The organism is Ensifer sp. SL37 (assembly GCF_026672675.1).
Classification (GTDB): domain Bacteria; phylum Pseudomonadota; class Alphaproteobacteria; order Rhizobiales; family Rhizobiaceae; genus Ensifer; species Ensifer adhaerens.
Genome location: NZ_JAPPRN010000006.1, coordinates 3201543 through 3219023, shown reverse-complemented (window position 1 = coordinate 3219023; position 17481 = coordinate 3201543). Strand labels below are relative to the sequence as shown.

27 protein-coding genes are annotated in these 17481 nt (G+C 62.7%); 21 read left to right on the top strand and 6 right to left on the bottom strand.

Features of this window, described 5'->3' with window-relative positions; all coding sequences use genetic code 11:
- The first annotated feature begins 1 nt into the window (after nucleotide 1).
- The 5 genes from OVA00_RS27900 to OVA00_RS27880 all read left to right on the top strand — a co-directional run bounded on the left by OVA00_RS27900 (nucleotide 2) and on the right by OVA00_RS27880 (nucleotide 3036).
- On the top strand, nucleotides 2-622 hold the full coding sequence (locus tag OVA00_RS27900; protein WP_090294026.1) for a DUF1638 domain-containing protein: 621 nt from the start codon (nucleotides 2-4) through the stop codon (nucleotides 620-622).
- Nucleotides 623-721: 99 nt separating this feature from the next.
- Nucleotides 722-1702, top strand: coding sequence for a CDF family Co(II)/Ni(II) efflux transporter DmeF (gene dmeF / locus OVA00_RS27895; protein WP_268090016.1), 981 nt, complete (start codon nucleotides 722-724; stop codon nucleotides 1700-1702).
- A 27-nt stretch (nucleotides 1703-1729) separates the two neighbouring features.
- Complete coding sequence (locus tag OVA00_RS27890; protein WP_034788200.1) at nucleotides 1730-2005, top strand: metal/formaldehyde-sensitive transcriptional repressor; 276 nt, start codon at nucleotides 1730-1732, stop codon at nucleotides 2003-2005.
- A 378-nt stretch (nucleotides 2006-2383) separates the two neighbouring features.
- Complete coding sequence (locus OVA00_RS27885) at nucleotides 2384-2617, top strand: hypothetical protein (protein WP_060601052.1); 234 nt, start codon at nucleotides 2384-2386, stop codon at nucleotides 2615-2617.
- Nucleotides 2618-2733: 116 nt separating this feature from the next.
- On the top strand, nucleotides 2734-3036 hold the full coding sequence (locus OVA00_RS27880; protein ID WP_060601055.1) for a hypothetical protein: 303 nt from the start codon (nucleotides 2734-2736) through the stop codon (nucleotides 3034-3036).
- Between the two features lie 30 nt (nucleotides 3037-3066).
- Here the strand turns inward: OVA00_RS27880 and OVA00_RS27875 are convergent, their stop codons facing one another.
- From OVA00_RS27875 to OVA00_RS27865, 3 genes are read right to left on the bottom strand one after another with little or no spacing between them, the layout of a single operon-like run.
- Nucleotides 3067-3282 carry a hypothetical protein gene (locus tag OVA00_RS27875; protein ID WP_034788194.1) on the bottom strand — a complete coding sequence of 72 codons (216 nt, stop codon included), beginning with the start codon at nucleotides 3280-3282 and terminating at the stop codon, nucleotides 3067-3069.
- Nucleotides 3282-3440: a hypothetical protein gene (locus OVA00_RS27870; RefSeq protein ID WP_156400735.1), complete on the bottom strand. Its 159-nt coding sequence runs from the start codon at nucleotides 3438-3440 to the stop codon at nucleotides 3282-3284. The genes OVA00_RS27875 and OVA00_RS27870 overlap by 1 nt, the downstream gene beginning before the upstream one ends.
- Before the next feature lie 44 nt (nucleotides 3441-3484).
- Nucleotides 3485-3658, bottom strand: coding sequence for a hypothetical protein (locus tag OVA00_RS27865; RefSeq protein WP_156552966.1), 174 nt, complete (start codon nucleotides 3656-3658; stop codon nucleotides 3485-3487).
- A gap of 414 nt (nucleotides 3659-4072) precedes the next feature.
- Here OVA00_RS27865 and OVA00_RS27860 point away from each other — a divergent pair, with 414 nt between their 5' ends.
- The 15 genes from OVA00_RS27860 to OVA00_RS27790 all read left to right on the top strand — a co-directional run bounded on the left by OVA00_RS27860 (nucleotide 4073) and on the right by OVA00_RS27790 (nucleotide 14381).
- Nucleotides 4073-4378 (top strand): hypothetical protein, encoded by a 306-nt coding sequence (locus tag OVA00_RS27860; RefSeq protein ID WP_060520594.1) that lies wholly within the window; start codon nucleotides 4073-4075, stop codon nucleotides 4376-4378.
- A gap of 42 nt (nucleotides 4379-4420) precedes the next feature.
- The gene (locus OVA00_RS27855) at nucleotides 4421-4543 is read left to right on the top strand and encodes a hypothetical protein (protein ID WP_034788190.1); all 123 of its coding nucleotides are present in this window, start codon (nucleotides 4421-4423) and stop codon (nucleotides 4541-4543) included.
- Nucleotides 4544-4590: 47 nt separating this feature from the next.
- A complete protein-coding gene (locus OVA00_RS27850; protein WP_034788542.1) occupies nucleotides 4591-4854 on the top strand; it encodes a DUF1488 domain-containing protein in 264 nt (87 codons plus the stop codon).
- A gap of 274 nt (nucleotides 4855-5128) precedes the next feature.
- Nucleotides 5129-5902, top strand: a complete 774-nt coding sequence (locus tag OVA00_RS27845) for a pyrroline-5-carboxylate reductase (RefSeq protein ID WP_268090014.1) — start codon at nucleotides 5129-5131, stop codon at nucleotides 5900-5902.
- Nucleotides 5903-6279: 377 nt separating this feature from the next.
- Nucleotides 6280-6459: a hypothetical protein gene (locus tag OVA00_RS27840; RefSeq protein ID WP_034788185.1), complete on the top strand. Its 180-nt coding sequence runs from the start codon at nucleotides 6280-6282 to the stop codon at nucleotides 6457-6459.
- 45 nt (nucleotides 6460-6504) lie between these two features.
- On the top strand, nucleotides 6505-7308 hold the full coding sequence (locus tag OVA00_RS27835) for a formyl transferase (RefSeq protein ID WP_268090013.1): 804 nt from the start codon (nucleotides 6505-6507) through the stop codon (nucleotides 7306-7308).
- A 237-nt stretch (nucleotides 7309-7545) separates the two neighbouring features.
- Complete coding sequence (locus OVA00_RS27830) at nucleotides 7546-7848, top strand: virulence factor (RefSeq protein WP_060520592.1); 303 nt, start codon at nucleotides 7546-7548, stop codon at nucleotides 7846-7848.
- Nucleotides 7841-8443, top strand: a complete 603-nt coding sequence (locus tag OVA00_RS27825) for a methylenetetrahydrofolate reductase C-terminal domain-containing protein (RefSeq protein ID WP_034788176.1) — start codon at nucleotides 7841-7843, stop codon at nucleotides 8441-8443. Before OVA00_RS27830 ends, OVA00_RS27825 begins: the two co-directional genes overlap by 8 nt.
- Entirely contained in the window at nucleotides 8440-9531 is a 1092-nt protein-coding gene (locus OVA00_RS27820) for a methylenetetrahydrofolate reductase (RefSeq protein ID WP_034788174.1), read from the top strand. The genes OVA00_RS27825 and OVA00_RS27820 overlap by 4 nt, the downstream gene beginning before the upstream one ends.
- Nucleotides 9532-9608: 77 nt before the next feature.
- Nucleotides 9609-10574 carry a methyltetrahydrofolate cobalamin methyltransferase gene (locus OVA00_RS27815; RefSeq protein ID WP_034788171.1) on the top strand — a complete coding sequence of 322 codons (966 nt, stop codon included), beginning with the start codon at nucleotides 9609-9611 and terminating at the stop codon, nucleotides 10572-10574.
- 17 nt (nucleotides 10575-10591) lie between these two features.
- Nucleotides 10592-10915 (top strand): hypothetical protein, encoded by a 324-nt coding sequence (locus OVA00_RS27810; RefSeq protein ID WP_268090012.1) that lies wholly within the window; start codon nucleotides 10592-10594, stop codon nucleotides 10913-10915.
- A 47-nt stretch (nucleotides 10916-10962) separates the two neighbouring features.
- On the top strand, nucleotides 10963-11295 hold the full coding sequence (locus tag OVA00_RS27805; RefSeq protein ID WP_268090011.1) for a hypothetical protein: 333 nt from the start codon (nucleotides 10963-10965) through the stop codon (nucleotides 11293-11295).
- 157 nt (nucleotides 11296-11452) lie between these two features.
- On the top strand, nucleotides 11453-13525 hold the full coding sequence (locus tag OVA00_RS27800) for an ASKHA domain-containing protein (RefSeq protein ID WP_268090010.1): 2073 nt from the start codon (nucleotides 11453-11455) through the stop codon (nucleotides 13523-13525).
- A gap of 135 nt (nucleotides 13526-13660) precedes the next feature.
- Entirely contained in the window at nucleotides 13661-13864 is a 204-nt protein-coding gene (locus OVA00_RS27795; RefSeq protein ID WP_112770945.1) for a hypothetical protein, read from the top strand.
- A 199-nt stretch (nucleotides 13865-14063) separates the two neighbouring features.
- Nucleotides 14064-14381 (top strand): hypothetical protein, encoded by a 318-nt coding sequence (locus OVA00_RS27790; RefSeq protein ID WP_034788160.1) that lies wholly within the window; start codon nucleotides 14064-14066, stop codon nucleotides 14379-14381.
- Nucleotides 14382-14568: 187 nt separating this feature from the next.
- Here OVA00_RS27790 and OVA00_RS27785 read toward each other — a convergent pair whose 3' ends face one another.
- A complete protein-coding gene (locus OVA00_RS27785) occupies nucleotides 14569-15051 on the bottom strand; it encodes a MarR family transcriptional regulator (RefSeq protein WP_268090009.1) in 483 nt (160 codons plus the stop codon).
- Between the two features lie 137 nt (nucleotides 15052-15188).
- Between OVA00_RS27785 and OVA00_RS27780 the strand changes: the two genes are divergently transcribed.
- Nucleotides 15189-15443, top strand: coding sequence for an acyl carrier protein (locus tag OVA00_RS27780; RefSeq protein ID WP_034788158.1), 255 nt, complete (start codon nucleotides 15189-15191; stop codon nucleotides 15441-15443).
- Nucleotides 15444-15782: 339 nt separating this feature from the next.
- Here OVA00_RS27780 and OVA00_RS27775 read toward each other — a convergent pair whose 3' ends face one another.
- Together OVA00_RS27775 and OVA00_RS27770 are read right to left on the bottom strand one after the other, a co-directional pair.
- A complete protein-coding gene (locus tag OVA00_RS27775; protein WP_034788156.1) occupies nucleotides 15783-16640 on the bottom strand; it encodes a transporter substrate-binding domain-containing protein in 858 nt (285 codons plus the stop codon).
- Nucleotides 16641-16704: 64 nt separating this feature from the next.
- The gene (locus OVA00_RS27770) at nucleotides 16705-17481 is read right to left on the bottom strand and encodes an ABC transporter ATP-binding protein (RefSeq protein WP_034788153.1); all 777 of its coding nucleotides are present in this window, start codon (nucleotides 17479-17481) and stop codon (nucleotides 16705-16707) included.

Below are 17481 nucleotides of genomic sequence, written 5' to 3'. Positions count from 1 at the left end.
GATGGAAAAAGTATCGCCCGCAATAGAACGTGCACAACCGGAAAAAGTTCACGTGATCGGTTGCGGCGCCATCGCCCGCGAAATCCTGGCGATCTGCGAGGCTAACGGGCTTGGCCATATCGACCTCAACTGTCTGCCCGCCATCTGGCACAACACGCCCGACAAGATCACCCCGGGCATTCGCGACGCCATTGCCAAGGCCCGCGCCGAAGGCTTCGAGCGCATCTTCGTCGCCTATGCCGACTGCGGCACCGGCGGCCAGCTCGACCGACTTCTGGAGGAGGAAAAGGTCGAGCGTATCCCCGGTCCGCACTGTTACTCCTTCTTTGCCGGCAACGATGATTTCGCCCGCCGTTGGGACGACGACCTCACCGCCTTCTTCCTCACCGACTTTCTCGCCCGCCAGTTCGAGGCCTTCGTCATCGAACCGCTCGGCCTCAACCGGCACCCGGAGCTCCGGGACATGTATTTCGGCCACTACCGCAAGCTCGTCTATCTCTCGCAGCAGGAGGATGCAGGCTTGCAGGAGAAGGCGAGGAAGGCCGCCGAGCGGCTCGGGCTCGAATACGAATATCGGTTTACCGGTTACGGCGATCTGACGACGTCGCTGCTGACGGCGTGAATTAGCGACATCATCAAGCTGAAATCGCAGACCCGAACCAGAGACTTTATGTCGAATCCAATATAGGGTACCCCCCTATATAATATTGGAGGCATCGACATGGGCAATCACGACCGCGACCATCATCACCACCACGGGCATTCGCATGACGACGCGCGCGTGCTCGCGGCCAGCCATGATCACGTCTTCCTCGGCGGCAATCACGAGCGCAACGAGCGGCGGACCTGGATTGTCATCGCGGTGACCGCAACGATGATGCTGATCGAGATCGCGGCAGGTCAGATCTTCGGCTCGATGGCGCTGGTTGCCGATGGCTGGCACATGTCGACCCATGCGGCCGCGATGCTGATCGCAGCGCTTGCCTATCTCTATGCACGCAAGCATTCGAACAATCGCCGCTTTACCTTCGGCACGGGAAAGCTCGGGGACCTCGCCGGTTTTTCGAGTGCCATCGTGCTGGCCCTGATCGCGCTTCTGATCGGCTGGGAGAGCCTGCGCCGCCTCAACGCTCCGGTGACGATCGATTTCAGCGAGGCGATCCTCGTCGCTGTTGCCGGCCTCATCGTCAATCTCGTCTGCGCCTGGCTCTTGAAGGACGATCACGACCATCATCACCACGATCATCACGGCCACCACCATGGGCACCATGGTGGGCAGGATCGCAACCTGCGCGCCGCCTATCTGCACGTCCTTGCCGACGCGCTGACCTCGGTGCTCGCCATCGTCGCCCTTGGTCTCGGCGCAATCTATGGCTGGCTGTGGCTCGATCCCGCCATGGGCATCGTCGGCGCACTAGTCATTGCGCGCTGGTCCTTCGGCCTCCTTCGCGATACCGGCGCGACATTGCTCGACTATATCCCCGATGGCGAAGACCTGCCGGACGAGATCGGCGAGATCGTCGCCAGGGAAGACGCCGAGATCGTCGATCTGCACGTCTGGCAACTCGGGCCCGGCCACCACGGTGCAATCGTCTCGCTCGTCGCCGACAGCCCGCGGGCACCGTCCTATTATCGCGAAAAGCTTGCCGCCATTCACGATTTGTCGCATGTGACCGTGGAGGTGGAACCACGGGCCGCATAGCGGCGGCGCCCGAAACCGGAGTTTGCGATGACCCATACCATCCGCGAGAAGCAGAAGCTCATCAACAGGGTCCGGCGCTTGCGCGGCCAGATGGAGGCGGTCGAGCGGATGCTGGAGGAGGAGAAGGGCTGCGCCGAGGTCATGCAGGTGATCGCCGGCATCCGCGGCGCGGTCAACGGGCTGATGGCGGAAGTGGTCGAAGACCATATCCACATGCATGTCGCCGCAGCCGAGCTGTCGCAGAAGGACCGGGAGGAAGCGGCGGCCGAACTGGTGGATGTGGTGCGCGCCTACCTGAAATAGCGTCGCTGCCGCGCACTTTGCCAAGGTCACCGTTGCCGCCGAGAACCATGCTGTGCCCGGCGATGGCGACCGGTCATGCTTTCTGCCAGCTCACAGATTGACCGCGAGGTCCTGCCGGCCGCACGCTTCCGGCCGCAACAGCACGTCGTCCGCCTGATCGCCGGTGATCACGTTCCGTCAGAAGCCGACGATCCGGCTTCCGCCCGGGCCCCTCATTGCCAGGCCCCTTGCCCGGTCCCCTCCTTCGCCGTCTGAACTCTTAATTTGAAACCATGTCCGCGCCAGCCCGTTTAGCTGGCGTATCCCTGACGCTTCCTCAGCCGCCTGACAATTGGCCGTCTTTGCGCCAAGCACGGAGCCAGAACGCGGGAGCGTCCCATGACCAAGAATTTCACGCACGACAAAAAGAGACTGCTTCATGGCTGGGATGCGGTCTACGATCTCGAAGAGTTCATTCTGGCCTATCAATTGGCACCGTTGGCGGCGCGTGACATCTTCGCGAAAGTCGGCCCGCGCAGGCTCGATCTGGCGAATGCGATGGATGCGCGCAGCACAGCGACGGGCGACGAAGCGAAACGCGCGCTCGGCCAAAACATACCTCCCGGTGCTTGAGTGAAGTTCGTTGCGCTGGCGCGACAACGCGTGCAGGGTGCTTCATCGACGGCGATTGAAGCGGGCGCCGTCGCCTACGGGCCTTCTTGCCTGGGCCCCAACCAAAGGAGGACGCAATGTCTTCCAGCAATCCAGAACATTGTCTTCACTCCGACGACCTCAGCCTTCTGGTCGAGGTACTCGCCGCTGCCGGCTACTACGGAACGACTGCGACGGCAGACCCGGGCGGACGGCTTGCCGCCACGCGCTTCCTGATTGCGGCACTCGAAAGCGGCGTCGACAGCCACGCCACTCCGGAGGCGGCGCTGGCCGAGCCGGGCACTGCCGCGGAGTTTCCGAGGTCCCCTTCCCGTCCGGCGCCTTATGAGGAATTCAGACAGGCTGCAGTTGATCGAAAGACCGGCAGCGTGGCCCGCTGAGCCACTATCGTGGGTTTCCAGCCCACCCTTCTAACCCCTATCTTCCGGCGGCCGGGGCGGAAGCTGGATCGTGCCCCTGCGTATGCGGTCTTTGAGATTGAGAATATCGAGAAGGTCATCCGCTTCGTCGCGCGGCAAGTTGGACATCAGATAACCGTCAACAACAACCGGTTGCCCGGTGAAGACATCGACAACCGCCCAGACATTGTTGGCTTCGACCTTGAGACCGTACCTTAGTGTTGTCATCAGCCCAGTCCGTAATCGGGGTTTACCGCCTGCCCTTGCTCAGCCACATGCGGCATGGCGGGGCGATCGCTCGCATTGCCCTGAGGTGGCCTGAAGGCCCAGACAAGAAAAACCGACAGGGCGACCAGAAACAGTGAGAAGACCAAACGGGAGGACATCGCGCCTCTCCTTCATCGAATGAGGCCATCGCGGCTGGGGGGTGTCACGCGGCTGGGGAAAGAAAGCGCGCAATAACCTTCTGCAGGGTCTCGGCAGCCGCTCGGTTCAGGGCGACCTCGATCTGGCCGTCGTCGCATTCCAGGCAGAGAGTGCCGATCAGCGGCGCCTTGTGCAGGGTGATGATTTCGCTCTGGTAGAGTTTGTTCGGCTCGGACATGACAGTCTCCAGTTCCAAGCGACGAGCTTAACACATCCTCGATCGGCACGTGGCTTTTATCACGCGAGCAGCGAGAAACTCGGGAGAAACACCGGCGTCGCGCCAAAAACACTTTAAATCTGCGCCGGCCGACACACGCGCCTCAATTGAAACTCAATCGACGCGCAATAGTATATCCAAGTAAATTTGGCCGATGTGGCTTTCGCGGTATCAGAATTTCCAACCGCACCTATTCTCCTAAATTTTCGAACGACACGCAAGCTTCGGATCCAGTGCTTGGTCCATGCTTCGCCTCGAAGCACATCGCGCATTGTAACGTCTGTTCGTTCCCCGAACCTTGGTTGATCGGTCGATAACCGGCTCATCGCAGCCGACCGACCGTGCCTGCCCACACCTAAAAGGACTGAGACCACTATGAACGCTTTATCTTTTACGAAACGCATCATCCGCGGCCCCCGCGACCAGTCGCCGGTTCACCGATTCCAGGTCGGCCAGCTTGTTCGCTCGAAGGGAGCGCTGACCAGAGAGTCGATCATCGGGGACACCTACCGCATAACCGCCACGCTCCCCATCCGCGACAATGCGCTCCAGTACCGCATACGCAGCAGCGACGAATGCCATGAGCGCGTGACCGATGAAGGCAATCTCGAACTGATTCGTCCCGCCGATGAGCGAATGGCCCTGGCCGAACGGGCCTTCAAGTCCAGACACGCCCTTTAGATCCAAACCATCTTCCTAACAGATCAGCTGCAGGAGGCGATCATGAAGTACCACATACCGGCTCAGATCTATCTATTCGACTACCGCGGCCTGCTTGCCTGGATCGCCCTTTCGCTGGCGGTCGCCGTCGTCGTGACCACGATCCTTTTCGGGCGGATCCTGTGACGGCCCGTCTCTGGCCGGCCTGGCTTACCGCCAAAAGGATTACGACCATGCCGCTGACCTTTCCGAACCCATGCCGAAGCTTCGATGAAGCGCGCAAGGCCGTACGTTTCCTTGGCCACGATGGCATGTTCGAAGTGCCCTTCTATGTTGAGGCGGCCGCCCTCTCCCGCGGCGCGCCCACCCGGACGACCGAAGCAGCCTGCTTGCTGGCCTTCGATGCCGCGCGCAACGCAATCCACGAGGCCGCGACGGCAGCCTATGCCAAGGGGCGCCGGACGATCTATGTCCTCACCGCCGATGACTTTCGCTAGGTCCCGGGCCAAAACGCAGCACCCGTTCGACTAACACCCCTTGGCCTAGCAGGGGTCTCCGCCTTATGCGCAACGCCCCGCAGCGGCCGAAAGGGCGTGGCAATCTCAACCGCACTGTTGAAATGCGTCCTGCTCTCCTGTGGGCGACGCCATGGCGAGCGCTTGTCGCCGGCGCCTTTGCTATTATTATTCCGCCAATTCCAAACCCGTACCCGTGCATGCCACACCCGGCAGTTTCACGGACCTTCTGAAATCACCAGGCGACAGAACTTTCATGAAACTTGGATTCATCGGCACCGGCGCACTCTCCTCGGCGATCGTCACCGGCCTCAAGACGCTTCCCGGCGAGATCACCACCGTCGTCCTTTCGCCGCGCAACGAAGAGATCGCTGCGGGCCTTGCCGCCCGCTTTCCTGACGTGACTGTCGCTGCCGACAATCAGGCGGTGCTCGACGCCTCAGACACGGTCATGCTCGGCGTCCGGCCGCAAATCGCCCGCGACGTGCTGCCGACCTTGCGCTTTCGCCCGGATCACCATGTCGTCAGCCTGATCGCGACCTTCTCCTGCGCCGAGATCGCCGCCATGGTCGGCCAAGTGAAGCGGGTGACCAAGGCCTTGCCGATGCCGATGATCGCGATCCACCAGGGCCCGACGATCATCTTCCCGCCGGATCCGGATATGGCGGCGTTTTTCGGCCGGCTCGGCACGGCGATCGAAGTAACAAGCGAGAGCGAATTCGATGCGCTAAGTGTGGCGACCGCCACCTATGCCAGCTACTTCAAGTACCTGGAAACGATCCATAGCTGGCTAAAGGACAACGGCGTCGACGAAGCGAAGGGCCGCGCCTATATCGCCAGCCTGTTTGGCGCGCTCGGCCAGGCGCCGGAAACGACCCCGGACGCAAGCTTCGCGCATCTGGCGCAGGACTACGCGACACGCGGCGGCATCAATGAGCAGGTGCTGCGGGAGTTGACGGAGCACGGCACCTTCGAAAAATTCAGGGAAAGTCTCGGCGGCATCCACCGGCGGATTACCGCAGCGTCGTGAGCCACTGGCGCAACGGAAAAGCCCCTCATCCGGCCTGCCGGCCACCTTTCTCCCCGCAAGCGGGGCGGAGGAAATTCGCGGCACCCACTCCGCCAACAATAAACACCACGATTTCCGCCTCGCTGCGGCTCCGCTCGGCGAAACTAAGATCGGGCCACGTCCCCTCTCCCCGCCTGCGTGGAGAGGGTTAGGGTGAGGGGCAATCCGGTTTGCAAGGACTCCGGCTAGCCTCGTCCACCGATGCTGGCCGAAGCGCAGCGGCTTACGTGAGCGCTCGCCCCTGCAACGAAAAATAAGCTCTTCCTAATCCCCATATCTGCGCTACCCTGCGTTACATCTCAGTGCGCGACGGCTGCGTCTTGGGATGGGAGGCGCCAGTGAAAATCCTCGACTATCTGCCCTACGCCATCGGCTGCGCCGCCGGGCTGCTGCTGTCGCTGGTCGTCGGCGCGGTCTGCAGCCTCTCGGATGACGTGAAGATGGTCGAATCCGTCGCCCTCGTCGTGCTCGGTGGCGGTGTCGCCGAATGGTACTGGAACCAGTTAAGCCGGCGGTAACGGGCAAGCCTTCATAACTCGGCCCTGTTCATCCGCGGGGCCGCCATGACCGACATCGCCAGCCAAAATCAAGCCGCAGGCGGACGCCCCGGCCGCGTCGTCGTGGTGACCGCGGGCGGCGAGAACCCCTGGATCATGATCAACGCGTTCTCCGCGCATTTCGCCGACGTTACGGTCGTCGAGGAGCAGCCGGAATCGAAGGGCCTGTTCCTGCGCCGCCGCGCACACAAGCTCGGCTGGCTGACGGCGCTGGGGCAGCTTGCGACCATGATCGCCTCGCGCTTCGGCAAGCGTTTTACCCGCAAGCGCGCGGACGAGATCTTCGCGACCTACAAAGTCTCGGGAAAACCCGATCCGTCGATCCCGGTCAAATCCATCGCCTCCATCAACGACACGGACGCCGTCGCCCAAGTGCGCGCGCTCAAACCCGATGTCGTCTTCCTCATCAGCTGCCGCATGCTGAAGGCCGAAACGCTGGCCGCCTTCCCCTGCCCGGTCCTCAACTTCCACGCCGGCATCAACCCGGCCTATCGCGGCCTGATGGGCGGTTACTGGGCGCGGGTCAACAACGACCTCGAAAACTTCGGAGCGACCGTGCATCTGGTCGATGCGGGCGTCGATACCGGCGGCGTGCTCTACCAGTCGCGCCAGAAGCCTGCCCCTCACGATACGATGCACACCTATCCGCTGCTGCAGACGGCGGCTTCCACGGACATTGCGATTGCCGCCGTCGGCGATGCGCTCGCCGGAAAGCTGCAGGTCATCGATGTCGCAGGCCCGTCACGGCAATGGTATCATCCGCCGATCTGGACCTGGATATGGAACGGGCTGAAGCGCGGCATCTGGTAGGCTGACAAGCCGCCCTTACCTCCTTCCGACATCGGCTAAAAGCCTGAAACTGCGGGTAATCCTTGCCGATGGTTCCTGGCTGCAAGAAGCGCCTCAACTGCGACTTGCGCATCACCGCCAAGACGTCTGATATGGCATCCGCGCCAGCGTCGTTTTTGGACATATCCGACGTCGTGGCGAGATGAGCCCGGACGCCGGTACATGCGCATTGTCGCAGAACGAGGAGAACAACACCCCATGGCAGATCGCATTATCGTCTACTGGCGCGACATTCCGGCCCAGGTCATCATCAAGAAGGGCCGCACGACGGCGAAGCGCGAGCTGTCTCTGCGCTTCACCGAAGCGATCGACATGTGCGCCATGCGCACCGGTGCGGCTGAAACCGACGACTACCTCGCCGAATGGCGCAAGGCCGATCCGGTGCCGGTCTCCGACGATCTGGAAACGGAAGCCGACCAGGCCGCCGCCGAGCTCGAAGCCGCCTATGACCGCGAACGCCTGGTCGCCCTCGTCAAAGCCGGAGGCCGCGACAATGGCTGACGCCAAACCGCCGAGCGAGCCGAAGGTGATGAAGGGCAACGCCGCCCCGGCCGCCAAGGCCGCAACCGGCGCGTTTACGCCGTCTGGCGTTTCGCCGAGCCGCCGCTCGCGCCACAAATATACGGTCCGCCTCTGGGCGGTCCGCAACTCCCGCTTCCTCGAATGGTTCTACCACCGCTTCGCCGATCTGTTCCTGCTGCTTCACCCGCTGTGGAACGCCATCGGTTATGGCCGGGTCGAGCGTCCGGTGACCTTCGTCGAGCGCCACGTGAAAGGCTTCCTCTTCGACTGTCGCATGTGCGGCCAGTGCGCGCTGTCGTCGACGGGCATGTCCTGCCCGATGAACTGTCCGAAGCAGCTGCGCAACGGCCCCTGCGGCGGCGTGCGCGCCAACGGCAATTGCGAGGTCGAGCCGGACATGCCCTGCGTCTGGGTGCAGGCCTGGAAGGGCTCGCAGAACATGGAGAAGGGCAACGCCATCATGAACGTGCAGAAGCCGGTCAACCAGTCGCTGCGCGAAACCTCGTCCTGGCTGCGCGTGACGGCGGAAGCCGCAGCGCGCCGTGAAGCGGCATCCAAGGAAGGCCAGGCATGAGCCCCGACATCAATCCCTTCGATCCCGGCGCGCCGCTCGAGCCCCTGCCCGGCCACTCGTCCCGCGGCCGTCTTGAACGGGTTTTGCGCCGCGGCGAGTTCGCCGTCACCGCCGAACTCAACCCGCCTGACAGTGCAAACCCGCAGGACGTCTACGAGCGCGCCGCGATCTTCGACGGCTGGGTCGACGGCATCAACGCGGTCGATGCCTCGGGCGCCAACTGCCACATGTCCTCGGTCGGCATCTGCGCGCTTTTGACCCGCATGGGCTACGCCCCGATTATGCAGATCGCCTGCCGCGACAAGAACCGCATCGCCATCCAGGGCGACGTGCTCGGCGCCTCTGCCATGGGCGTTCAGAACATCATGTGCCTGACCGGCGACGGCGTGCAGGCCGGCGACCAGCCCGGCGCCAAGCCCGTCTTCGACCTCGACTGCATGTCGCTGCTCGAAACCGTCCGCATCATGCGCGACAACTCGAAGTTCCTCTCGGGCCGCAAGCTGACGACACCGCCGCAGGTATTCCTCGGCGCTGCGATCAACCCCTTTGCGCCGCCCTATGATTTCCGCCCCTATCGTCTCGCCAAGAAGATCGAGGCCGGCGCGCAGTTCGTCCAGAGCCAGTACTGCTTCGACGTGCCGATGTTCCGCGAATACATGAAGAAGGTGCGCGACCTCGGTCTGCACGAGAAGTGCTATATCCTCGTCGGCGTCGGGCCGATGGCATCGGCCAAGACCGCCCGCTGGATCCGCTCCAACGTGCCGGGCATCCATATTCCGGACAGCGTGATTACCCGACTTGAGGGCGCGCAGGACCAGAAGAAGGAAGGCAAGCAGCTCTGCATCGACATCATCAACGAGGTGAAGGAGATCGAAGGCGTCTCCGGCATTCACGTCATGGCCTACCGCCAGGAAGAATATGTCGCAGAAATCGTGCATGAATCGGGCGTCCTGAAGGGCCGCCGCCCCTGGAAGCACGAGACGCTGCCGGAGGATGCGATGGTTGCCGAGCGCCTGGAGCACATTCGCGAGGGCAAGGAAGAGAACCAGCAACAGATGGCCGAAGCCGCGGCCCATCACCCGCACTGACCGGCGCCGGCCACAAGGCGCCTATCATCGACTTCACCGGCGTGATTACATAGACGCCAAATGACAAAGGACCCTGCATGACCCGGACCATCGTCGCTTCCGCCACCCGCGAGATCATCATCGGCTTCGACCAGCCGTTCTGCGTCATCGGCGAACGCATCAACCCGACCGGCCGCAAGAAGCTGGCCGCCGAAATGATCGAGGGCAACTTCGACACCGTCATCAAGGATGCGCTGGAACAGGTCGCCGCCGGGGCGACGATGCTCGACGTCAACGCCGGCGTGACCGCCGTCAATCCGAACGAGACCGAGCCGCCGCTCTTGGTCAAGACACTCGAAATCGTCCAGGGCCTCGTCGACGTGCCGTTGTCGATCGACAGTTCGGTGACGGCCGCGATCGAGGCGGCGCTGCGCGTCGCCAAGGGCCGCCCGCTGGTCAACTCCGTGACCGGCGAAGAGGAAAAGCTCGAAGCGATCCTGCCGCTCTGCAAGAAGTATGACGTTCCGGTCGTTGCCATCTCCAACGACGAAACCGGCATTTCCGAAGATCCGGATGTGCGTTTTGCCGTCGCCAAGAAGATCGTCGAGCGCGCTGCCGACTTCGGCATCAAGCCGCACGACATCGTCGTCGACCCGCTGGTCATGCCGATCGGCGCCATGGGCACCGCCGGCCAGCAGGTCTTCGCACTTCTGCGGCGTCTGCGCGAAGAGTTGAAGGTCAACACCACCTGCGGCCTGTCCAACATCTCCTTCGGCCTGCCGCACCGCCACGGCATCAATGCCGGCTTCATTCCGATGGTCATCGGCGCCGGCATGACGTCGGCAATCATGAACCCCTGCCGCCCGCAGGAAATGGAAGCCGTGCGTGCGGCAAACGTGCTGAACGGCACCGACCCGAACTGCACCCACTGGATCAAGACCTACCGCGACCACAAGCCGGCCGAAGGTGGCCACGTGGTTGCGGCAGCACCAGTGGCAGCCGCCGGTGGCGGACGTCGCGGTGGCCGCGCGGCCCGCACGGGTGGTGCGGCTGCCAGCGAGTAGTTCCTGGATCGGCGCTGATGCGCTCGAGGGAGAAGGACGATGAGAAGCCAGTGCGCCTCCTTGCCGTCGTTCTCCCTCTGGTCGTTATCGCCAGGTACACACTGTTTGACGATGCGGCCGAGTTTCAGCGGTTCTACGCCGCGCTCCGCACCTATGGTGCACCCGTGATCATCGTGACGGCTGCCGCACTTGGAACAATAATGATCGCCACCGTCACCAGGAAGGTCTATCTCGGTCCGCAGGAGCAGGTGATCAAGGCTTGCCTCTGGGGCAGTTCGGCCGTGCTGGCCGCGACTCTTGCCTATACATTCGCAGTCGTAAAACTTGCCGGGGCGCCGTAGCAACGCACGTCCGTTCATCCATCCGCCAACGCAAAGTGGAGATCACCATGACACGCAGCCTACGCCTGGATGCCGCCACCCTCTGGTTCGAGGCCCCCTTCGTCATCGCCGTCCGACTGCAGGAGATGCAGATGGCGGCGCTCACCGGCAAGACCCAGGACGTGACCGAGCTTCATCGCATGGTCTCCGAGAAGATCGCCGCCACGGCCGAGAGCGTCATGGCCGTGAACATGGCCCTTTGGAAGGCCGCTTTCGACAACACCTTGCGCCTGATGACCGGCGGCATGGCGTCTGGCCACGGAACGGCGATTGCGTCCGCAGCCCTCAGGCCCTATGGCAAGCGCGTGCGCAGCAACGCCCGGCGGCTGTCGCGAAAGTAAGCCTGACGCGCCACCGTGCCCCACGCCTAACTGTTTGAAACAGAAGCTTCCATGTCGGGATTGGACAACTATCGGGCGCCGTTCCGGTGCAGTCTGAAACCGTTTACCCGTGCTTCGCTTGACCCATTGAAGCGGACCTGACGAAAGACCACAGAGCATGCGCATTGAAGGTACCTCCGAGATCGAGACCAACATGACCGAAGCCGCGCAAAAGGACCCTCTCGTGCTGTTCATGCCTTCGGGCAAGCGCGGCCGCTTCCCGGTCGGCACGCCGGTTCTCGATGCGGCGCGCAAGCTCGGCGTCTATGTCGAAAGCGTGTGCGGCGGGCGCGCCACCTGCGGACGCTGTCAGATCGTGGTGCAAGAAGGCAACTTCGCCAAGCACAAGATCGTCTCGTCCAACGACCACATTTCTGAAAAGGGCGCCAAGGAAGATCGCTACGAGAAGATCCGCGGCCTGCCCGACGGCCGCCGCCTCTCCTGTTCCGCCCAGATCCTCGGCGATCTCGTCATCGACGTGCCGCAGGATACCGTCATCAACGCCCAGGTCGTGCGCAAGGCCGCAACCGACCGGGTGATCGAGCGCAACGCCGCCGTTCAGCTCTGCTATGTCGAGGTGGACGAGCCCGACATGCACAAGCCGCTCGGCGATCTCGACCGGCTGAAGGTGATGCTGGAGAAGGACTGGGGCTGGAAGGATCTGCTGATTGCGCCGCACCTGATCCCGCAGGTGCAAGGCATCCTGCGCAAGGGCAACTGGGCCGTCACCGCTGCCATCCACCGCGACATGGATAGTTCGCGCCCCTTCATCGTCGGCCTGTGGCCGGGCCTCAAGAACGAGGCCTACGGCATTGCCTGCGACATCGGCTCGACGACGATCGCCATGCATCTGGTGTCGCTGCTCTCGGGTCGCATCGCCGCCTCGTCCGGCGCCTCCAACCCGCAGATCCGGTTCGGCGAAGACCTGATGAGCCGCGTCTCCTATGTGATGATGAATCCTGATGGCCGCGAGGCGATGACCAAGGCCGTGCGCGAGGCGGTCAATGGTCTCATCGGCAAGGTCTGCGCCGAGGGTGAAGTCGACCGCCACGACATTCTCGACATGGTCTTCGTCGCGAACCCGATCATGCACCACCTTTTCCTCGGCATCGACCCGACGGAACTCGGCCAGGCGCCGTTCGCGCTCGCTGTGTCAGGCGCGCTGCAATATTGGGCGCATGAGATCGATATCGACGTCAACCGCGGCGCGCGCCTCTACATGCTGCCCTGCATCGCGGGCCATGTGGGCGCCGATGCGGCGGGCGCAACCCTCGCCGAAGGGCCCTATCGCCAGGACAAGATGATGCTGCTCGTCGATGTCGGCACCAATGCCGAAATCGTGCTCGGCAACAAGGACCGCGTCGTCGCCGCTTCCTCGCCCACGGGCCCGGCCTTCGAAGGTGCGGAAATTTCGTCGGGCCAGCGCGCCGCCCCCGGCGCGATCGAGCGCGTGCGCATCGATCCCGTAACGCTGGAGCCGCGCTTCCGCGTCATCGGCGTCGAAAAGTGGTCTGACGAGGAAGGCTTTGCCGAGGCGGCCGCATCAGTCGGCGTCACCGGCATCTGCGGCTCGGCGATCATCGAGATCGTCGCCGAGATGTATCTTTCCGGCATCATCTCCGAGGACGGTGTCGTCGATGGTGCCATGGCGGCAAAAAGCCCGCGCATCATCCCGAACGGCCGCACCTTCTCCTACCTCCTGCACGAGGGTGAGCAGCGCATCACCGTGACGCAGAACGACATCCGCGCCATCCAGCTCGCCAAGGCAGCGCTCTATGCCGGCATCAAGCTGCTCATGGAAAAGCAGGGCGTCGACCACGTCGACACCATCCGCTTTGCCGGCGCCTTCGGCTCCTTCATCGATCCCAAGTATGCGATGGTGCTGGGCCTCATCCCGGACTGCGATCTCGACGACGTAAAGGCCGTCGGCAACGCCGCCGGTACCGGCGCGCTGATGGCGCTCTTGAACCGCGGCCACCGCCGCGAGATCGAGAAAACTGTCAGCAAAATCGAGAAGATAGAGACGGCGCTTGAATCAAAATTTCAGGAGCATTTCGTCAACGCCATGGCGATGCCGAACAAGGTCGACAGCTTCCCGAAGCTTTCGACCGTGGTCACCTTGCCGGAGCGCAAGGTGAGTAGCGATGACGGTGAAGGCGGCGGACGGCGGCGGAGGAGGAGCCGGGAGTAGTCCGGTAACCATTCCGCGCTCTCACAAGTCTCTGCCGTGTCGAAATACGACAACCGCCGTATGTCTTCGTTCTCACAGCAGGTCTACGCCGAGGTTGGCGCGCTTTTGCGCGTGCTTTGAACCAAGGAGAGACCAATGAAAATCATCATCGCAGTCGCGGCATCGCTTGCATTTGCCGGCTCCGCCTTCGCAGCGAGTTCGCCGGGGGCCGCTGAAAATCAGCCGACCGCCAAAGCCATTGAAGCAATCGAGTTGGCGGGCGGTAGCGGGAAACCCAACACGACGCCAGGCACGGGCAGGTCCAACCTCACGCGCGGCAAAACCTCGTACTTTGGTTGACGCAAACGAAGGGCGGCACCAGCCGCCCTCTCGCCATGAACGTGGCGGCCGACCGCACAAGCGAAAGTCCTCGTTTGGTCGCGCATCGGGCTATTATGCTGTTTGGTGAATGTGGACACTGGAGATTTCAGCTTGCCTTAATTCCGGCGGCGGGCGACGGTCTGATGAAACCTATTCCTTAAACTGGCATCCAGAACCCATGAACGACAAAATTCTCGATACCCTGACCGGCATGTACTTCACCGTCGACGATCCCGATGGCACCTATGGCACCGGTCAGATCATCCGGCTTGCCGCCGAGGGGATCTACTTCATTCGCTACGACGGCAACGAGGTGGAATTGCCGATGGAGCTCGTTTCGATCGGCGAAATGCTGCAGACCACCGAAGAAGACTACAAGCTCTGGCGGTTCTTCGACACGACCGAGGAACGGGACAAGTGGATCGAGTGGCTGGACGCCCCCTCGAAGCCGCGCGTCGTCTCGCTGGTGCGGCCGACGCCTGCTCCGACGAAATAGGGCATCGTTGGAAGGTGACCGGGGCGGCTTTGCCGCGCCGGATTGGGCTTGGCGCGGTGGCTGCGGCGCCTCCCTCAAGGCTGGATCGAGGAAGGTTTTCTTAAGCCGTTCCATGAACCGACCATAGTCCGGCCGGAACAGGGCATAGGCGGTGGCTGCGGCATCGAACCAGTTTCTGATCCCGACTTCAGCGGCCACCGAAAGCCTCCTTCTCCTCACGATGGGAGGCGGCCTTCAGGCGGCTCGCGAACCCTTCCCGCTCCAGCGCCGCCCCGAGCGCCTGTAGCACCGCAAGAACCGGATATCCGATTTCCAGCTCGAGGCTCCGGATCGCCAGGAATGTCATCTGCCGGTGCGGCTCCAGAGTTGTCAGGAGCGCGACGCCCTTTTTCGTCAGCCGCAGGCCGGTCTTCCTGCCGTCGTCGAGGCCGCGCCGGGCAAGGAGCCCGCCCTTCAGCATCAGGCTGACCGTCTGGCTGATCGCGCCCTGGGTGAGACTGCTGCTGCTGGTGATCTCGGTGACGGTCTCGGCGCCGGCGGCAAGCGCGCGCAACAGGGGCGTATAGCGCGGCCTGTAGTCGATCTTCAGGGTTTCATATCGCTCGGCGGCACCCTGATCGACGCGTTCGCCGATATCGCAGGAGTTCGCCGAGGTGCCGAGGTCTGGCACTGGCAAACACCCAGGGGCTCTCCCTCACCGAAATGGCCTAACCCATTTGGATCATGACGAAATCAGCGAATGATCCTATAGGCCTAGACGGCCGTTCACCGCCCTTTGTGTTATGCTTTAAGGGAGGGAGTAGATCCATGGCACCCACACGATCCGATGTTTCCGAACGCGTAAAGGCGATCCTCGTCGAGCTGCTCGGCGTGAAGGCTTCCGAAGTGAAAGACGATGCCGAGATCGAAGAGGATCTGGGCGCCGACTCGCTCGAAGTGTCTCAATTGGCGATGTTGGTGGAGGAAGAGTTCGAGATCTATCTGACCGACGACTCTGTCGAAAAGCTCGTCACGGTCGGCGACCTGATCGACTTTGTGCTCGCGTCGAAAACGCTGAAGTGATCAGCCGGCAATAAAAAAGGCCGGGGCGAAACCGCACCGACCTTCCTCACCATCGCTCTTACACCAGTGCCAGTACATCCGTGGTCAAAAGTCTAAAGCGACGCGACAGTTGCGAGCGGCGAACACATTCAGCGCTCATAAGCAAATGTCGACAGGTGGGCTTATACGAAGCGATTGTGTTCGAAAGATGTCCACACGCGCTGCGCGTCGCTATTAAATAAACAGCCCTGCCAACCGCCTCGCAAGCGCGCGAGGAAGCGCCGGGCATTCCAAACACAGAAAGCACCGCGCGTTCGACGGAACACGCGGTGCTTTGGTTGAGAGGCGAACCGACCCGGATTACTGCGGCGTCAGGTCGAAGCCGAACCACTTCTCCGACAGGCGCTTGATGGTACCATCGGCCTTGGCAGCGGCAATTGCGTCGTCGAACAGCGCCTTCAATTCGGGATCGCTCTTGCGCAGGCCGACGGAGCTGCCGGCGCCGAGGAAGCCGCCCTGGAAGCGGGGGCCGGTGATGACCATGTCGCTGTTGGCGGGCTTTTCGACGGTCGTCTTCAGGTAGCCCATGGACGCCATGACGAAATCGACGCGGCCGGCGACGAGATCGAGATCGTGCTGCTCGGTCGTCTTGTATTCGCGCACCTCGACGACGTCCTTCAGATATTCGTCGATGAAGCGCGCCGCGATCGAGGCGGTCTGGACGCCGATGGTCTTGCCTTCGATCAGCGGCTTCAGCTCGTCGACCGCCTTGCGCGCGCCGGCCTCGTTGGAGGCAAGCGAGAAGAGCTCGCCCTTCATCGGCAGGGTTTCGAGATCACCGCCCTTCAGCGTCGCGAAGGCCTGGCCGGTGCTGCCGTAGGACATCGAGAAGTCGATGACTTCCTTGCGCTTCTCGGTGGCCGACATGCCGGCCATGATCGCGTCGAACTTGCCGGCGTTGAGCGCCGGGATCATGCCATCGAAGGACTGCGCGATGACGGTGCATTCGACCTTCATGTGGTCGCAGAGGATCTTGCTGAGCTCGATCTCGTAGCCGTCGAGCGTGCCGTCCGCCTTGGTCAGGTTATAGGGCGGAAAGGCACCTTCGGTGGCGATCGTCACCTTCGTCCACTTCTTGTCTTCGGCCTGCGCCGGCATGGACATCAGCCCCGCGGCAACGGCAAGCGCCGATGCCATGATTGCGGTGGTCTTTTTCATTGCAGCATTCCCCTTTTGTGGATGTTGATTGCTTTGTTTTTCGGCCCGCCGATCACGACAGGCTTCAACTCTTGATGAACTGGCGGAAGCGTTCGGACTTCGAATGGGTGAAGACCTCGTGCGGCGGCCCCTCCTCCTCGATCGTGCCCTTGTGTACGAAGACGACGCGGCTCGAGACGTCGCGGGCAAAGCCCATCTCGTGGGTGACGACCAGCATGGTGCGCCCCTCCTCCGCCAGACCGCGCATGACGCGCAGCACCTCGCCGACCAGTTCCGGGTCGAGCGCCGAGGTCGGTTCGTCGAAGAGCATCGCCTTCGGGCGCATGGCAAGCGCACGGGCGATCGCGGCGCGCTGCTGCTGGCCGCCGGAGAGATGCGAGGGATAATGGTTGCGCTTGTCGGCGATGCCGACCTTGGCAAGCAGGGCTTCGGCCTCCTCGATCGCCTCGACGCGCGGGCGCTTCAGCACATGCACCGGCGCCTCGATGACGTTTTCAAGCACGGTCTTGTGGGACCAGAGATTGAAGCTCTGAAACACCATGCCGAGTTCGGAGCGGATGCGGTCCACCTGTTTCTGGTCGGCCGGGCGGCTGCGCCCATCGTTCGATGTCTTCAGCCGGATCGCCTCGCCGGCGACCTCGATCGTGCCCGAATTCGGAACCTCCAGCATGTTGATGCAGCGAAGCAGCGTCGACTTGCCGGAGCCGGAGGATCCGAGGATGGAAATCACCTCACCCTCGCGCGCGTCGAGCGACACGCCTTTCAGCACCTCGACCGGGCCGAAACTCTTGTGAAGGTCGTGCACGCGGATCGCGACCGGTGCGGTGACGGCGGCGGACAT

What these genes read in the sequence shown, in the direction of transcription:
- OVA00_RS27900 (WP_090294026.1), top strand. Translation starts at nt 2, where the DNA reads ATGGAAAAAGTATCGCCCGCAATAGAACGTGCACAACCGGAAAAAGTT.
- dmeF (WP_268090016.1), top strand. Translation starts at nt 722, where the DNA reads ATGGGCAATCACGACCGCGACCATCATCACCACCACGGGCATTCGCAT.
- OVA00_RS27890 (WP_034788200.1), top strand. Translation starts at nt 1,730, where the DNA reads ATGACCCATACCATCCGCGAGAAGCAGAAGCTCATCAACAGGGTCCGG.
- OVA00_RS27885 (WP_060601052.1), top strand. Translation starts at nt 2,384, where the DNA reads ATGACCAAGAATTTCACGCACGACAAAAAGAGACTGCTTCATGGCTGG.
- OVA00_RS27880 (WP_060601055.1), top strand. Translation starts at nt 2,734, where the DNA reads ATGTCTTCCAGCAATCCAGAACATTGTCTTCACTCCGACGACCTCAGC.
- OVA00_RS27875 (WP_034788194.1), bottom strand. Translation starts at nt 3,282, where the DNA reads ATGACAACACTAAGGTACGGTCTCAAGGTCGAAGCCAACAATGTCTGG.
- OVA00_RS27870 (WP_156400735.1), bottom strand. Translation starts at nt 3,440, where the DNA reads ATGTCCTCCCGTTTGGTCTTCTCACTGTTTCTGGTCGCCCTGTCGGTT.
- OVA00_RS27865 (WP_156552966.1), bottom strand. Translation starts at nt 3,658, where the DNA reads ATGTCCGAGCCGAACAAACTCTACCAGAGCGAAATCATCACCCTGCAC.
- OVA00_RS27860 (WP_060520594.1), top strand. Translation starts at nt 4,073, where the DNA reads ATGAACGCTTTATCTTTTACGAAACGCATCATCCGCGGCCCCCGCGAC.
- OVA00_RS27855 (WP_034788190.1), top strand. Translation starts at nt 4,421, where the DNA reads ATGAAGTACCACATACCGGCTCAGATCTATCTATTCGACTACCGCGGC.
- OVA00_RS27850 (WP_034788542.1), top strand. Translation starts at nt 4,591, where the DNA reads ATGCCGCTGACCTTTCCGAACCCATGCCGAAGCTTCGATGAAGCGCGC.
- OVA00_RS27845 (WP_268090014.1), top strand. Translation starts at nt 5,129, where the DNA reads ATGAAACTTGGATTCATCGGCACCGGCGCACTCTCCTCGGCGATCGTC.
- OVA00_RS27835 (WP_268090013.1), top strand. Translation starts at nt 6,505, where the DNA reads ATGACCGACATCGCCAGCCAAAATCAAGCCGCAGGCGGACGCCCCGGC.
- OVA00_RS27830 (WP_060520592.1), top strand. Translation starts at nt 7,546, where the DNA reads ATGGCAGATCGCATTATCGTCTACTGGCGCGACATTCCGGCCCAGGTC.
- OVA00_RS27825 (WP_034788176.1), top strand. Translation starts at nt 7,841, where the DNA reads ATGGCTGACGCCAAACCGCCGAGCGAGCCGAAGGTGATGAAGGGCAAC.
- OVA00_RS27820 (WP_034788174.1), top strand. Translation starts at nt 8,440, where the DNA reads ATGAGCCCCGACATCAATCCCTTCGATCCCGGCGCGCCGCTCGAGCCC.
- OVA00_RS27815 (WP_034788171.1), top strand. Translation starts at nt 9,609, where the DNA reads ATGACCCGGACCATCGTCGCTTCCGCCACCCGCGAGATCATCATCGGC.
- OVA00_RS27810 (WP_268090012.1), top strand. Translation starts at nt 10,592, where the DNA reads ATGCGCTCGAGGGAGAAGGACGATGAGAAGCCAGTGCGCCTCCTTGCC.
- OVA00_RS27805 (WP_268090011.1), top strand. Translation starts at nt 10,963, where the DNA reads ATGACACGCAGCCTACGCCTGGATGCCGCCACCCTCTGGTTCGAGGCC.
- OVA00_RS27800 (WP_268090010.1), top strand. Translation starts at nt 11,453, where the DNA reads ATGCGCATTGAAGGTACCTCCGAGATCGAGACCAACATGACCGAAGCC.
- OVA00_RS27795 (WP_112770945.1), top strand. Translation starts at nt 13,661, where the DNA reads ATGAAAATCATCATCGCAGTCGCGGCATCGCTTGCATTTGCCGGCTCC.
- OVA00_RS27790 (WP_034788160.1), top strand. Translation starts at nt 14,064, where the DNA reads ATGAACGACAAAATTCTCGATACCCTGACCGGCATGTACTTCACCGTC.
- OVA00_RS27780 (WP_034788158.1), top strand. Translation starts at nt 15,189, where the DNA reads ATGGCACCCACACGATCCGATGTTTCCGAACGCGTAAAGGCGATCCTC.
- OVA00_RS27775 (WP_034788156.1), bottom strand. Translation starts at nt 16,640, where the DNA reads ATGAAAAAGACCACCGCAATCATGGCATCGGCGCTTGCCGTTGCCGCG.
- OVA00_RS27770 (WP_034788153.1), bottom strand. Translation starts at nt 17,481, where the DNA reads ATGTCCGCCGCCGTCACCGCACCGGTCGCGATCCGCGTGCACGACCTT.